At 27.9% G+C, this 14564-nt stretch carries 8 protein-coding genes; 2 read left to right on the plus strand and 6 right to left on the minus strand.

Features of this window, described 5'->3' with window-relative positions:
• The first annotated feature begins 8 nt into the window (after window positions 1–8).
• Window positions 9–515, plus strand: coding sequence for a DUF4136 domain-containing protein (locus tag SHK09_RS07800; RefSeq protein WP_319810213.1), 507 nt, complete (start codon window positions 9–11; stop codon window positions 513–515).
• A 60-nt stretch (window positions 516–575) separates the two neighbouring features.
• Here the strand turns inward: SHK09_RS07800 and SHK09_RS07805 are convergent, their stop codons facing one another.
• Window positions 576–1055 (minus strand): hypothetical protein, encoded by a 480-nt coding sequence (locus tag SHK09_RS07805; RefSeq protein WP_319810214.1) that lies wholly within the window; start codon window positions 1053–1055, stop codon window positions 576–578.
• A gap of 86 nt (window positions 1056–1141) precedes the next feature.
• Window positions 1142–7732, minus strand: coding sequence for a carboxypeptidase-like regulatory domain-containing protein (locus tag SHK09_RS07810; RefSeq protein ID WP_319810215.1), 6591 nt, complete (start codon window positions 7730–7732; stop codon window positions 1142–1144).
• 170 nt (window positions 7733–7902) lie between these two features.
• On the opposite strand from SHK09_RS07810, the gene SHK09_RS07815 reads away from it, so the two are divergent.
• The gene (locus tag SHK09_RS07815; RefSeq protein WP_319810216.1) at window positions 7903–9255 is read left to right on the plus strand and encodes a UDP-N-acetylmuramate--L-alanine ligase; all 1353 of its coding nucleotides are present in this window, start codon (window positions 7903–7905) and stop codon (window positions 9253–9255) included.
• Here SHK09_RS07815 and SHK09_RS07820 read toward each other — a convergent pair.
• The 4 genes from SHK09_RS07820 to trkA form a co-directional block, all read right to left on the minus strand.
• Window positions 9245–10348, minus strand: a complete 1104-nt coding sequence (locus SHK09_RS07820) for a nucleotidyltransferase family protein (protein WP_319810217.1) — start codon at window positions 10346–10348, stop codon at window positions 9245–9247. The two genes, SHK09_RS07815 and SHK09_RS07820, sit on opposite strands and share 11 nt — an antisense overlap.
• A complete protein-coding gene (locus SHK09_RS07825) occupies window positions 10338–11477 on the minus strand; it encodes a hypothetical protein (protein ID WP_319810218.1) in 1140 nt (379 codons plus the stop codon). The genes SHK09_RS07820 and SHK09_RS07825 overlap by 11 nt, the downstream gene beginning before the upstream one ends.
• A gap of 114 nt (window positions 11478–11591) precedes the next feature.
• The gene (locus SHK09_RS07830) at window positions 11592–13091 is read right to left on the minus strand and encodes a TrkH family potassium uptake protein (protein WP_319810219.1); all 1500 of its coding nucleotides are present in this window, start codon (window positions 13089–13091) and stop codon (window positions 11592–11594) included.
• Window positions 13092–14438 carry a Trk system potassium transporter TrkA gene (gene trkA / locus SHK09_RS07835; RefSeq protein WP_319810220.1) on the minus strand — a complete coding sequence of 449 codons (1347 nt, stop codon included), beginning with the start codon at window positions 14436–14438 and terminating at the stop codon, window positions 13092–13094.
• Window positions 14439–14564: the final 126 nt, after the last annotated feature.

Here is a 14564-nt window from a genome sequence, read left to right on the forward strand (position 1 = left end):
CATTTATTATGAAAAGTATTAAATTCATTTTTATTTTCCTTTTAATAGGTTGTTCATCATCTAAAGTTATTACAGATTACAACGCTAACGAAGATTTCTCTAAGTTTAAAACTTTCGATTTTTACGAAGACAATGGCGAAAATCTTAATGAGTTTGATGTAAAAAGAGTTACAATTAATATTGAAGAAAATCTTAATTCTTTGGGATTACAACAAAGTAGTTTACCAGATTTTTTTGTTTTTTTTGAAACAAAAACTTCAGAAAAGCAAAACAACAATACTTTAGGAATTGGCGTTGGAAATAACGGGATTGGAATTTCTGGAGGAATACCAATTGGCGGTAAAAGGTTAAATGAAAAACTTATTATTAAGTTTATTGAAGCAAAAACAAATGATTTGTTTTGGGAAGGTTCATTAAATAATACCATTAAAGAAAGTAGAACACCAGAAAAAAGAGAAATCTATCTTAAAGCTGTAGTTCTGGAAATATTGAAAGAATTTCCACCAAAAAAATAGACTTCAAAAAAAAACCTCTAAATTAATTTAGAGGTTTTTTTTTATAACATTATGTTTTATCTAAAACTGGTATCTAATACTAAAAGCAATGTCATTATCATAATCATTAAAAGTATTACCAAAGCCAATTTCTGGTCTTAAGTCTAATGAAAGTAATATAGGTGCTTCTGGGAAATTATATTCAATACCAACATCACCAGCAGCAAAAACAAATGTTTCAGAAAAATTGTTGTTTCCTTTTCCACTGTAATTTCCTAAACCACCACCAACACCAGCATACCAATTAAATCCTCCTTCAATATTCCAAACCCATTGGTAAATTCCGGTAGCTTTAAAACCATCATAGTTAGAATTATCTCTTAAACCTAAATCTACTTCTAACCTATTATTGTCACTTAAGGCTCTTTGGTATGAAATTTCTGCTCCAAAACCATCATTATCACCTAAACGCAAACCAATTGCGTTTTTAGAAATACTTTGTGCATTTGTAGAAAATGCACCTGCTACTAAAAGACCTATAATTAAAAATGTTTTTTTCATAATTTATATTTGTTTATAGTACAAATGTACTTTTATAGTTGCTCTAAAATTGACTCAATCAGTTTTATTGTTAATGCAAATGCGTTTTATTTAATGTGTAATCTTGTACCTTTAGAATGACTGCTAAACTCTGGTGCATACATACTCTGTATGGTTGTAATTCCGTTACTAAAACTACCTGCATTATTAACTCTTACATCATATTCAAAAACATAAACACCTTTGGGTAAACGATCAAAAAAGAAATTGGTTGCAGCATCTTTTGTACTCTCATAATACCCTAAATTATCTTGCCATTTATATTTAGAAAATATATTAATGGGTTCTACACCAGAAGCTCTCATGTCTTTCATGTGAATAAACTCCATATCTCTATCAGAACGCAATTCTATTCTAACGGTAATTAAATCGCCTACTTTTACTTGTGTTTTTTCTGTAATTTCTTCCAACTCTTTACCTGTATCAGAATTTACCTTTAAGAATAGTTTTTTATTTAGTTTTAAAGGGGTTTTAGCTGAGGTAATTTTGTCTAAATCTTCAAAATATTGCCAATACAAACTACCCCAAGCAATACCATTTCCTTTTTTACTAATGGTAACATTTGCCATTTCTTTTTTAATATCACTTCCATTCCAAGAAGTTTTAAAATAACCTGTACCAGCTTCTACTTTTACATTTTCTAGCTTTGTTGCATCAATTTTTTTAGTACCAATTTTAAGGTCTACCATTTCTGTTATAGAAACCCAATCGTTACCATTTAATAACAAAGCATATACTGCTTCTGTAGTTGCTTTTGTTGTTTTCCATCTATTTGTTTGTTTATTTTTTAATAGCCAAATTTTAAGATTATCAATGGTTTTTGTATCGTTTTCTATTTCAGAAAAAACTTCAATTAATAAAGCTTGTGTTTCTACAGGAGCTTGATAGTAGTAATAACCTGCAGTATTAGATTTCCAATACATACCTAACTCCTCTGAAGTAATCGAATTTTCTTTTAAAGACTTTAAAATTTTGTTTGCAACTATTTTTTCATCGTTTCTAAAAAGTGATAAAGCAATTTGCCCTTTAGCGTATAAATTGTAATCATTCCAATATTTTTTAGATTGATTTTTATAGTATAAAACCGCCTTGGTAGTACTTTTATTCATAGAAATAGCTTCATAAAAACTACGCATATATAAATATTGAATAGCAAAATAACTTAAATGATTTTGTGCTAAATATGCATTGTATTCTTTAACTCCTTTTTTATATTTAATTTCAGCAGCACTTTCTAATAGTTTTTCATAGCGGTTTAATATTTGTTTGTCTAGATATTTTACAGCATTTTCAATCATTTTTTTTGTTGATGAATCAAATTCTGAAACTCCTAATTTTTGCAAATGCCCAAAGCCTGTTGCTATGTGTTGCGTTATAAAAGTACTTTCATACCTTCCTCCTTTAAACCAAGGAAAACCACCAGAATTCATTTGAATATCTTGTAATTTATTGATGGCTTTTTCTTGTTCGTTCTTCATCTTATTTAAATCGAACAACAATGCAATTCTCTTCTTTTGTTCTGTTTCAGATTGTGCATCTCTTAACCAAGGTGTTTCTTGAATAATTAATGATTTTAATTCTTTATTTTTTTCTAAGTTTGATATTAAGGCATCAGAAGATTTCCAAGCATTAAATACTTCTTGAATTCTAGGGTTTGAATTCGCAACAAAACTTGCCAAAGTATTTGCATAATATCTAGAAAATGTTTGTTCTGCACATTCATAAGGATATTCCATTAAATATGGCAAAGACTGTATTGCATACCAAACTGGGTTAGACGTCATTTCTAAAGTTAATTTGTGGTTTTTTAAAGTAGAAGAGGTGTTATTTTTCAACTTATCTAATGTAAACGTTTTAGTTTCGTTAGAGCGTAACCACATTGGTAAGGTTTCTGTAACCAACATTCTATTAGATAAAACTGGTAATACATTTTGTTCTCCATCAGAAAAATCACCAGCCTTAGCTACAATTTTATATAGAACAGCTTGCACAGATTCTGGAATAGTTAAATTCCAAGATACACCGGTGTTACCATCTTTATCAACCGTAAATTCTTTATTAGAGTTTATGTTTTCTAACTCGGTGTTAATTTCTTTTCCTGTAATAGCATCGGTTAAAATTAGTTTAGCAAAACCACTTAATAGATTATTTGTTAAGTTGGTTATTTTTGCTGAAAGAGTAATTTTATCTCCTTCACGTAAAAATCTTGGTGCATTGGGTATTACCATTAACTCTTTTTGAGTAACGGTTTGCAACGTTTTTGTAGCAGATTTTAATTCTTTTGTATGTGCCAATAATTGTAGTTTCCATTTTGTAAGAGCTTCTGGCATTGTAAAAGAAAAACTAACTTTACCTGTTTTGTCTGTTCTTAATTGTGGGAAAAAGAACGCTGTCTCTTTAAAGTTTTTACGTGCTTTTATTTGTGATAATTCATTATTAATGGCATTATTTGTTGTAATAATAATAGCACCATTTACAGCTTTGTCACCATAAATAGAGATTGCATCTTCCTTTTTTAAAATATTTACTTTTGCGAACTCATTTACATTCAATTTTTCAAATTCTTCTGAAGTTAGAATTTTTCCATCAACAATTATTAAAGGATTTTCTTTTGAATTTATAGAACCAATTCCTCTAATACGAATACTTTTTTGGTTTTCTTTTTTATTGGCAATAGAAACACCAGAAACTTGCCCTTGTAATGCGTCTGATAAGCTATTGTTCATCTCAGATTCTTTTGCCATAATAGAACCTGTTAGAGATTTTCTTTTTTGAGAGCCATATGCAGTAACTACAACTTCGTCTAATTGAGACGTGTCTTCTTCTAATTTTATATTTACATTGCTTTGTTTAATTATTGAAATTTCTTTTGATTTAAAACCAATATAATTAAAAATTAAAACGTCTTTAGTTTTTATCTTAAGAGAATAATTTCCGTTAAAATCTGTTTCAGTTCCATAAATAGTTCCTTTTACAATAATAGAAACTCCAGGTAAAGGTTCTCCGTTATCATCTGAAACAAAGCCGGTAATTATTCCTTCAAAATCTTTTCTATTACTTTGTAGTTTTCGTTTTGTATTTCTTAAATATTGATGATTAAGCCAATTGTTATTATTTAAACTGAACCCGAACCAATTATAAGTTGCATAGCTTATATTAGGATAATTAGCGTAGCTTCTTCTATTATTTTTAATATTAAAATAATTTACCCCAAAACTCATATTTGCATTGCTAGTATGGTAAGAATAATAACTTTTTTTATTTGAAAGTGGATTAAAACGCCAGTTATGAGACTTAAATTCATCTAATGAAGCATCATACATAGAAGCTAACATTTCTGCAGCAACAGCATCGTTTTTATCATTTTTTATAGTAAAGTTCCAAGTTTCTTCTGCACCAGGCTGTAACTTATCTCTAAAAACATTAGTCTTAATTTGTATAGAACTTTTAGGTTCTTCTGGTACATTAATTAGAAAACTGCCACTTTTAAAGTAGTTGTAATTTACAAAGTGATATTTTATTGCAAAACCACCAACATCTTCTTTATGAACTGGTATTTTTAATGTTTTAATTTTATTATTTAATTTAACTAAATAGGTTTCTACAATTTTATTATTTTTTTCAATTTGAACAACTACAGTAATATCTTTGGAAGCAGAACCAATTTGTAACTCCACAAAATCATCAACTTTATAATTGTTTTTATTTTTGTTAATTACAAATAATTTATTGTCTGCAACATGCTTGTCTTTTGAAGAAAATAAGTTAAACTTTCTCTCATCTTTTACTGCTTGTCCAAATTTATCTTTACTTTCTAAAACAGCAATACATTTTCCAGAAAGCCATTTTTTAGTGTTTTTTAATTCAATTACTTTAGCGTCTTTGGTATTAAAGTTCTGTGTAAATAACAAAGCTCCTTTTTTCCAATTTTCTACATCATCTTCGTTTTTAGAATAAGAATCATTAGGAAATAACGCTCTAAATTCAATTTCAGAAATATCTTGATAATCTGGTGTAGACCAAGGTCTATCTCTTAATGGTTTTTTTGGAGCTTGTAATTTGTAGATTTTTAAAGTTCCTTTTGCAGCTATAAATTGTCCATTTAAGTTTTTTGTATCAATATTTATAATTGATTTTTTTTGATCTTTATCTATATTTTCATCCATATAAATAGAAGCTAATAAAGAATGATAACCAACTTTTACAACAGTTGTAGCGCTTCTAGTTTCGCCATTAACATCTGTAACATCAGCTGTAATTTCATATGAGAAAACAGGTAAATCTTTTTTAGAAACACTAGTGTCTGGTATTGCTTTAAACTTAATAGAGAAATTACCAGAACTATTAGAAACGGTCTCACCGCTAGTAATTTCTTGCGCTGTCGAATTAAAATTAGGTCTTCTCCAGTAATACCAATTAGGGTAATTAACTTTTCTGTGTACTCTATAAACCACGTTACCGTCTGTAATATTTGCACCAGAAAAAGCTTTAGCAAAACCATTTATAGTAATCGAATCATTTACTTTTATACTTTCTGTATTTGGCTTAAATTCTGTTTTAAATTTTGGCCTTTTGTATTCTTCAACTGTAATATACTTATAATCGTATTTATTGTTTTTTACTTTTGCAGTTATATGAAAAGAACCTGTTAAACCGTTGTTTGGCAGAATAAATTCTCCGGCTACAGAACCAAATTCATTCAATTTTAATGAAATTGTTTTTATAACCTGCCTATTAACATCTTTTAATGTAAGCTCTACAAATTCATTTGTAAAAATGGTTGATGTATCTCCTTGTTTTTTAATAACAATTGCCTTAAAATAAACAGTTTGTCCTGGTCTATAAATACTTCTATCCGTAAAAATAAAAGATTTTATATTAATTTTTTCATTTGAATTATTTATGTTTTTAGAAATCTGATTGTATAAATAAGAGTTTCCAAAAGTAGCATTGTCGTCTTTAGTTTTTACAGTAATAGTTACATCACTATAACGATCTGTACTTTTAAAAGAAGCAAAACCATTTTTATCTGTAAGTAGTTTTTTATGAATGTAGGTGCCTCTATTTCTTTTTTTATTTCTTAAAAATATCTCAGCATTTTTAATTGGTTCTCCGTTATTTCTATCAACAATTTGGTAATTATATTTATTATCAAAAGTATTTGTAACCAACGTTAAGTTTGTTGCTTGTATAAGTGTTGTTCCGTAAATTGAATCTTCTGTAATTACCTTATTTTCTGAAGCAAGAATTAAATACATACCACCTTTTAATTTTGGTACAATTACTTCTGTAGAGTGGTTTATATAATCGTTTTCATTTCTTAAAATGGTCGTCCAATTTTTAGCTTCTAGAAGCTTTTTAAAGAATACTATTTTTTCTTCATTTTTATAGATTTTATTAAAATCTAATTGTTGTTTTTTAGATATTTTATAAGCTGTAAAATAAAGCTGATTCATATTCTTATAAGAAACGAGTATTCTAGAGTTTTTATTAATAGGGATAAATTCTTCTGCTCTAATAGAAAGGGAAGTCTTTAAAATTTGTGTTTTTAGAATTTTACATTTTATAGCACCTAAACTTTTTGGGAAATTTGTAATAATTTTATTAGAAAGAGCTAATGCTTCTTTGTTTTTAAAACGATTTTTCTCCTCTTTTAAATGATGATAATTATTTGCTTCTTTATGAAATATGTTTGCGATTTCAAACACGTATAATCCGTTAGATTCATTGTTTTTATTCTCTTTAGCTGCTTTTTCTAACGTTTTTAAAAGTGTGTTTTCTTTATTTTTGAAGGTAGCATTGCTATGTACAAAATGTAATCTTTCTATATCTACAGCAGCTAATGCGTTTTTATAATTAGATTTTAAATGAAAAGCAATCAATTTTTGATACGTCTTTAAAGCATTTAACTGTAAGGAAACACTGTCTTTAGATTCAATTTTTAATGTACTAAATACTTTTGCTTCATTTAAAAAATCTGAAGAATCAATAGTAAATTTATAAGAAGGTCTTGTTATAGAAGTTTCGTTAGATTTATAGAAACTTAGAGCATTATTTGCTAAAAAATCATATAAAGTTGGGCTATACGTTTTGTTGTCTTTTTCTAGTTGAAGAATTTCTTCGAACTTACCAATATTTATTTTTTGTAGTGCTGTTGCATCTTTAAGAGAAGCATTAAAGTAAAGGCCAATTTCTTTAAATAATGTGTTTAAATCCCAAGTTCTAAAATCATTTTCATCTACTTTTTCTTTTGTTGCAGTTCTATTGTAAAACCTGTATCTATTCTGAGTAAAGTATTGCCAGTATAAGTTTGCTAATACGTTTTCTAATACATTTTTTGTAGGAAATTTAGTGTTAGAAATATGTTGTTTAAATTGATGAATTACTTTTAATTGTGCATCTTCTTCTAAAGTTAAAGAAAATTTACTTTTGTAGAAAAGTGTTTTAATTAACTGAGGAGAATTTTGCTCTTTTTCTGCTTTTGTATAAATCTGTTCAACAATTTTTAATGCAGATTTTGGTAAATTATCAACTTCTAATTTTTCTACTTCTGTCCAAAGGTTTTCAAAGTTATTTTGTGAATATGTAGTTAAAGAAAATAAAATCATTAATAAAATAGTGGTAGTGGTATTTCTCATAATCAATAGATTTAATGCTGTAAAGCACGTATAAATCGGTTTGTATATCAACTTAAAATTAGTTAACAAGCATTTTTAGTCTGTAAAAGTAACTTTTTGTTGAGTTATGTTCTAAATATAATCAATATTGTAAAGAGCTTTTGTATTTTTACTTTTTTAAAATTTGTTAGATGAACATTCATTTTATTGCAATTGGCGGAAGCGCTATGCACAACTTAGCAATCGCTTTATACCAAAAAGGATACCAAGTTTCTGGAAGTGATGATACTATTCACAATCCTTCTAAATCTCGATTAGAGAAATACGGATTATTGCCAGCAGAATTTGGTTGGTTTCCAGAGAAAATATCATCTAATTTAGATGCTATTATTTTGGGTATGCATGCAAAAAAAGACAATGCAGAGTTGTTAAAAGCACAAGAATTGGGTTTAAAGATTTATTCTTATCCAGAGTTTTTGTACGAACAATCTAAAAATAAAACACGTGTTGTAATTGGAGGTTCTCATGGGAAAACCACTATTACTTCTATGATTTTACATGTATTAAATTATCATGAAAAAGAAGTAGACTACATGGTTGGTGCACAATTAGAAGGTTTTGAAACGATGGTTCATTTAACAGAAGAAAACGATTTTATTGTTTTAGAAGGAGATGAATATTTAAGTTCGCCAATAGATATGCGTCCTAAATTTCATTTATACAAACCCAATATTGCATTATTAAGCGGTATTGCATGGGATCATATTAATGTTTTTCCAACTTTTGATAATTATACAGATCAATTTAGAATTTTTACTGATTCTATGGTTAATGGTGGTAGTATGATTTATAATGAAGAAGATTTAGTCGTAAAAGACGTTGTAGAATCTTCGGAAAATCATATTAAGAAATATCCTTATACAACGCCTAAACATTTTATAGAAAACGGAATTACATATTTAGAGACTTCAGAAGGAAATTTACCTTTAGAAATTTTCGGGAAACATAATCTTCAGAATTTAGCAGGAGCAAAATGGATTTGTCAACACATGGGAATTGATGAAGATGATTTTTATGAAGCAATAGCAAGTTTTAGCGGAGCAAGTAAACGTTTAGAAAAAATTGCAGAAAACAACACTACAGTAATATTTAAAGATTTTGCACATAGCCCAAGTAAGGTTAAAGCAACTACAAAAGCAGTGAAAAATCAATACTCTAATAGAACAGTTTTAGCATGTTTAGAGTTACATACGTATTCTAGTTTAAATGCTGAGTTTTTAGCAGAATATAAAGGAGCATTAGATCCTGCAGATAAAGCAGTTGTTTTTTATTCGCCTCATGCTGTAAAAATTAAACAATTAGAAGAAGTAACTGCAGAACAAATTGCAAATGCTTTTAAAAGAGATGATTTAATTATTTACACTAATCCGCAAGAATTTAAAGACTTTTTATTCAAACAGAATTTAGAAAACACAGCGCTTTTATTAATGAGTTCTGGTAATTATGGTGGTTTAGATTTCGAAGAGTTAAAAGCTAAGATTTAGTTTTTTTTAATCCTAATTGACTTAATTTTTCTTGTTGCCAATTTTTATTTGAAATTAATTCAAAGAACCAATCTCTCATTTCTTTTTTTATTAATACTTTTTTTACTACATTAAATCTTAATTTTAAAAAAAGATATTTGTTTAGGTATTTAATTCTAGTGTCTGGTTTGTCTTTTAGATTTTTATAAAATATTTTTAAGTATTTCTCCGTTTGCTTATTTCTATTATAAGTTAAGGTGTAAGGAGATCCCATAACCTCGTAACTAGAAGCTAAATAGGTGTTTAAATAATGGCTTATTTTTTTTATTTCCATAACGGTATTTTTAGCATCATTTTTTTTTGATAATAAAAATAGGTCGTAGGTGTTTCTTAAAGAAATGTTTTTAAATAAATAACCACTATCGTTAATGTGTTTTGATATAATAGTTAAGCGTAGTTGGTTTTTATAACTTATAAAGTTTTCGTTATTGCAATTAGTCATAACGCTTTTTGATATATAGTCATATCCAAAATATTTAAAGTATTTTTCTGTTATTAATTCGTCATGAATTTCTAAAGCAGCAATTCCATTTTCTTTAACTATCCTTGCATAATGCCTGGTGTGTGGAAAAGGGTGTTTGTTTTTAAGAAATTCTGTATATTTATCATTTTTTAAATTTTTTATAGTTTTCAAATAATCATCTTTTGATACTATAAAATCAATATCACCAACCATTCTTTCTGCAACATCTTCATATAAACCTTCTAGTAAATTACCTGTTCCTTTTAAGAAGATTGGCGTAATGTTATTGTCTAATAATAGCTCGTTTACTTCTTTTGCTTGTTCTATAATTTGTAGGTTTCTTTCTCTATTTAAATCAGTAATATAAATCATGTAGTTAACCAATTCTTCAGGTAAATGCTTAAGAAAATCAGCTCTTTTTAGATTACAGTATAATGCAGGAAAAACATAATGTTCTGTACTTAGCTTTACAACAGCATCCCAATCTATTTCTGTAGATTTTAATTGAGTTTCAATTTCTTTTCTATTTTCTTTTTCTAAAGTAATTGTTAAACATTTAGCAACAAAAAATAAGGTTTCTTTATAATTCATTATTAAAAATTTGAGAAACAGTTGAAATCATTTTTTTGTTTTCTGAATATGTAATTTGATAGCAATTTAAAGTAGTAAACCATTCTAAAAAGACTTCTGAGTTTTCTTTTAGAGGTGATAACCAGGAATCTGGTACTAACTGTTGAAAAGCATCAATTTTAGAAATTTTCTTACAAATTAAATCAGCGTCTTTTTCATATTTAATAAAGACTAAATCTTTACAAGGCAAGTGAGATGAAAAATTATTGTTATTAGGTTTTAAGTATCTAACAATTTTATTTAATCTTTTAAAATGATATTCTGCAGAGTTTTCTAATTCTGGATAAAGTGGAAGTAAAGCATCTAAACTATTTTTTTTGATAGATATGGAAGCAGGAAAGCTATAGACATCTTTTTTAGTAGCGTCTATTGGTACAAAATCATCTGCTAAGCAAGTAAAACCATTTCCTTGTAACAATGCTAAAGAAGTACTTTTTCCGTTACCAGAATCGCCTAAGAATAGAATAGATTTTTTACCATTTGAAACTGCAGATGCATGAAAAACTCCTAACCATTCACTTTCTTCTTTTTTATGAATTTTCTGAATTAATTCCATAGAGAATTTTCCTTGGAAAAAGTGAATTTCTTTTTTACTCCAAGCACCAATAAAATTCTTATCAACGTAGAAAAAAACATAATTATTATTTAAGAAAACGGTAAAAGTAAAAGAGGTATTATTACTATTTTCAACTTCTAAATGAGCAAATTTTGGATGCACCAAATACAATTCATATTCCGAAGAAAACTCAACTTTAAAAACAAGATTATTTATTTTATAATATTTAGTAAATTCAAACAACTTTGGTTTCTTTACATCTCTATAATCATTAACTACTTTAGAATCTATAGAGGTTTTAGGAGCATATATTTTTCTCTCTAAATCTAAAACAAAATCAATTGTTTTATCTAAAGGAACAGTTAGTTTTTTAGCTAAAGCGGTTGCTATTTCTTTAACAGTAATTCCTTTACTTAATCTTTTTAGAATGTCTGCAGTTGTATTTTCTAAAACTAAATATTCATTATTGTTTTCAAACCAAACAATAGTTTTATCTTCTACTGCTTTATATAAAAAGTGAGGTTGTTTTTTCATGAAAAATAAATGTAAGTATTTTTAGTGTATTTAGAAACAAAAAACGTTTCGAAAAATTCGAAACGTTTTTAAAGTTTATAAGTTAAGTTTTAAAAAAAAATATGTTGTTTATTACTAATTTTTACGCCAAAAGAAAGGAGTAAATAGAATTAGAACAGTAAATAATTCTAGTCTACCTATTAACATTAAGAAAGAACAAAACCATTTTGCCGAATTAGATAAATGTGCAAAATTATCTACAGGACTTACAGAACCAATTGCTGGCCCAATATTACCTAAAGAAGATGCAGCAGCACCAATTGCAGACATAAAATCTAACCCAAGTAACGTTAAAATTACAGAAGAAATAATAAAAATTAACATGTAAATAATAAAGAAAGATAAGATGTTAAATACAATTGTTCTGTTTACGGCTTTCCCGTCATATCTAACAGGTATAATAGCATTTGGGTGTAGTGCTTTTTTAAACTCTAAAAAACTGTTTTTTAGCATTACAATATGTCTAACAACTTTTACGCCACCACTTGTAGAACCAGCAGAACCACCTGTAAAGAACAAGGCAAAGAAAATACCGGTAGCAAAGAAATTCCACATTGTAAAATCTGCAGATACAAAGCCAGTTGTAGTTACTACAGAAACAACCATAAAAAGAGAATGTCTAATAGCACTTTCAACCTCACCAAATACTTTTGGGTGTGCTAAAACTGTTTCTAAATTAGGATCTTGAAAAAAGATAATTACTATTGCAATTACTGCTGAAACACCTAAAGTTCCGAATAAGTAATATTTAAATTCTTCACTTTGAAAAACTTTCTGAACTTTTCCTTTTAATGCGAAATAGGTTAAAACAAAGTTAGTACCAGCCACAAACATAAAAAAGATAATAATATACTGTATTAAAGGCTTACCGTTGTAGAAAGCCACACTATCAGATTTTGTAGAAAAACCACCTGTACTCATTGTTGCCATTGCATGATTAATAGCGTCAAACCAGGTCATACCAGCAAACTTCAATAAGAAAAATTCAACTAAAGTTAAGATAACATATATTAAATATAATCTTTTTGCAGTATCGGTAATTCTTGGATGTAATTTGTCTGCAGAAGGTCCTGGAGCTTCGGCCATAAAGAGTTGCATACCTCCAATACCTAAAAGCGGTAAAATAGCAATTGTTAAAACAATAATTCCCATACCACCAATCCAATGGGTTGCACTTCGCCAAAAAAGAATTCCTTTTGGCATATTGTCTATATCTGTTAGTATTGAAGAACCCGTTGTAGAATATCCGGAAATAGTTTCAAAAAAAGCATCTGATATACTAGGTATTGCACCAGAAAGTAAGTAGGGTAACATTCCTGTAAAAGAAAGTGTTAACCAACCTAAAGTTACAATTAAGTAACCTTCCTTTTTCTGAATGGTTTTGTTTGTAGGTTTGTTAACAAAGTATAGAAGAATACCAATAAAAGTAGTAATAATTCCTGCGTTTAAAATTCCCCATTTTTCTGGTTCATCATAAAACATACTAAAAGGAACTGTTAAGAACATAAACAAACCATTTAGAATGGCTGTAATTCCTAAAAAACGATAAATAATTTTTGTGTTTAAAGCTCCCATTTATCTAAATAGACTTTCTACAGTATTTACAGCATCTGGTAAACAGAATACAATTACTTTATCTCCGCTTTCTATTTGCATATCACCAAAAGACATATATGGTTTTCCGTTTCTAATAACTCCTCCAAAAACGGCTTCTCTAGGAAAGTTTAGATCTTTAATGGGTTTTTCTGTAACTTTTGCATTTGGTTGTACTTCAAACTCAAATACTTCGGCATCTATATTGTGTAAGTTCGCTAAGGCTAAAATTTCACCTTTTCTAATATGCCTTAAGATATTACTTGCTGCAATTAATTTTTTATTGATTAACGACTCAATACCAATGGTTTGAGATATTTCAATATAATCCATATTTTCAACTAAAGCAATCGTCTTTTTAACGCCTTTAGATTTTGCAACTAAACAAGACATAATGTTCGTTTCAGAATTACCAGTAACAGCAATAAAAGCATCTGTTTCTCTAATATTCTCTTGTTCTAACAATTCTAAATCTGTACCATCTCCATGAATTATTAAAACGTTTTCTAATTCTTCGGCAAGATTTTCTGCTTTTTCTCTATTCTTTTCTATTAATTTAATATTAAAACCTTCTTGACATAAGTTTCGTGCCGTTTTCTCACCAATACTACTTCCTCCAAGGATTATAACATTCTTAATATCAAATTTTATTTTTCCAATAATTGGGTATAAATCTTTTACATTATAACTTGGTACAGAAAAATACACTTGGTCATTTAATTGATAAGTAGTATCTCCTCTAGGAATAATGGTTTGAGAAACGTTATCTCGTTTGATAGCAATTGTAATAAAATCTACATTAGAAAATTTCTGTTTTGCTTCTTTTACTGTTAAGTTAACTAATGGAGATTTGTAGCTTAATGCGGTTCCCATTACATTAAAAAGACCACTTTCGAACTCTACGGTATCGTTAAAAGAAGACTGATTTAACAGCATCTTAATTTCATTTGCAGCCAATTCTTGAGGTGAAATCATAAAATCTAAACCAAATTGTTTAAAATCTACTTCACACTCATTTAAAAATTCTGGGTTATCTATACGAGCAATTGTCTTTTTAGCTCCTAAAGATTTACCAATTACAGAAATTGTAAAATTGGTATTCTGGCTTTCTGTAACTGCTATTAATAAATCTGCAGAATCGATACCAATTTCTTTTAAAAGTTTAATAGAGGTTGCATCTCCTTTTTTAGTAATTACATCTAAATGTTCATTAATGTAATTTAATCGTTCACCATCAAAATCGATGATGTAAGTGTCTTGAGATTCGTAAGAAAGTAGTTTTGCTAAATGAAAGCCAACATCTCCAGCACCTGCTATAATAATCTTCATATGTAAATATATAGAATATAAGATGCAAAGATACAAAAGTCTGCAAACTGTTTTTTATAAATTGGTTTTCTTTTTATGTGGAAGTTTTAATTACTGAAAAAGAAGAAAAAAACTAAAATCCTATTT

Origin of the sequence: Polaribacter sp. PL03 (assembly GCF_033875165.1) — a bacterium.
In the GTDB taxonomy this organism is placed as follows: domain Bacteria; phylum Bacteroidota; class Bacteroidia; order Flavobacteriales; family Flavobacteriaceae; genus Polaribacter.

What these genes read in the sequence shown, in the direction of transcription:
- SHK09_RS07825 (WP_319810218.1), bottom strand. Translation starts at nt 11,477, where the DNA reads ATGAAAAAACAACCTCACTTTTTATATAAAGCAGTAGAAGATAAAACT.
- SHK09_RS07830 (WP_319810219.1), bottom strand. Translation starts at nt 13,091, where the DNA reads ATGGGAGCTTTAAACACAAAAATTATTTATCGTTTTTTAGGAATTACA.
- SHK09_RS07810 (WP_319810215.1), bottom strand. Translation starts at nt 7,732, where the DNA reads ATGAGAAATACCACTACCACTATTTTATTAATGATTTTATTTTCTTTA.
- SHK09_RS07820 (WP_319810217.1), bottom strand. Translation starts at nt 10,348, where the DNA reads ATGAATTATAAAGAAACCTTATTTTTTGTTGCTAAATGTTTAACAATT.
- SHK09_RS07800 (WP_319810213.1), top strand. Translation starts at nt 9, where the DNA reads ATGAAAAGTATTAAATTCATTTTTATTTTCCTTTTAATAGGTTGTTCA.
- SHK09_RS07815 (WP_319810216.1), top strand. Translation starts at nt 7,903, where the DNA reads ATGAACATTCATTTTATTGCAATTGGCGGAAGCGCTATGCACAACTTA.
- SHK09_RS07805 (WP_319810214.1), bottom strand. Translation starts at nt 1,055, where the DNA reads ATGAAAAAAACATTTTTAATTATAGGTCTTTTAGTAGCAGGTGCATTT.
- trkA (WP_319810220.1), bottom strand. Translation starts at nt 14,438, where the DNA reads ATGAAGATTATTATAGCAGGTGCTGGAGATGTTGGCTTTCATTTAGCA.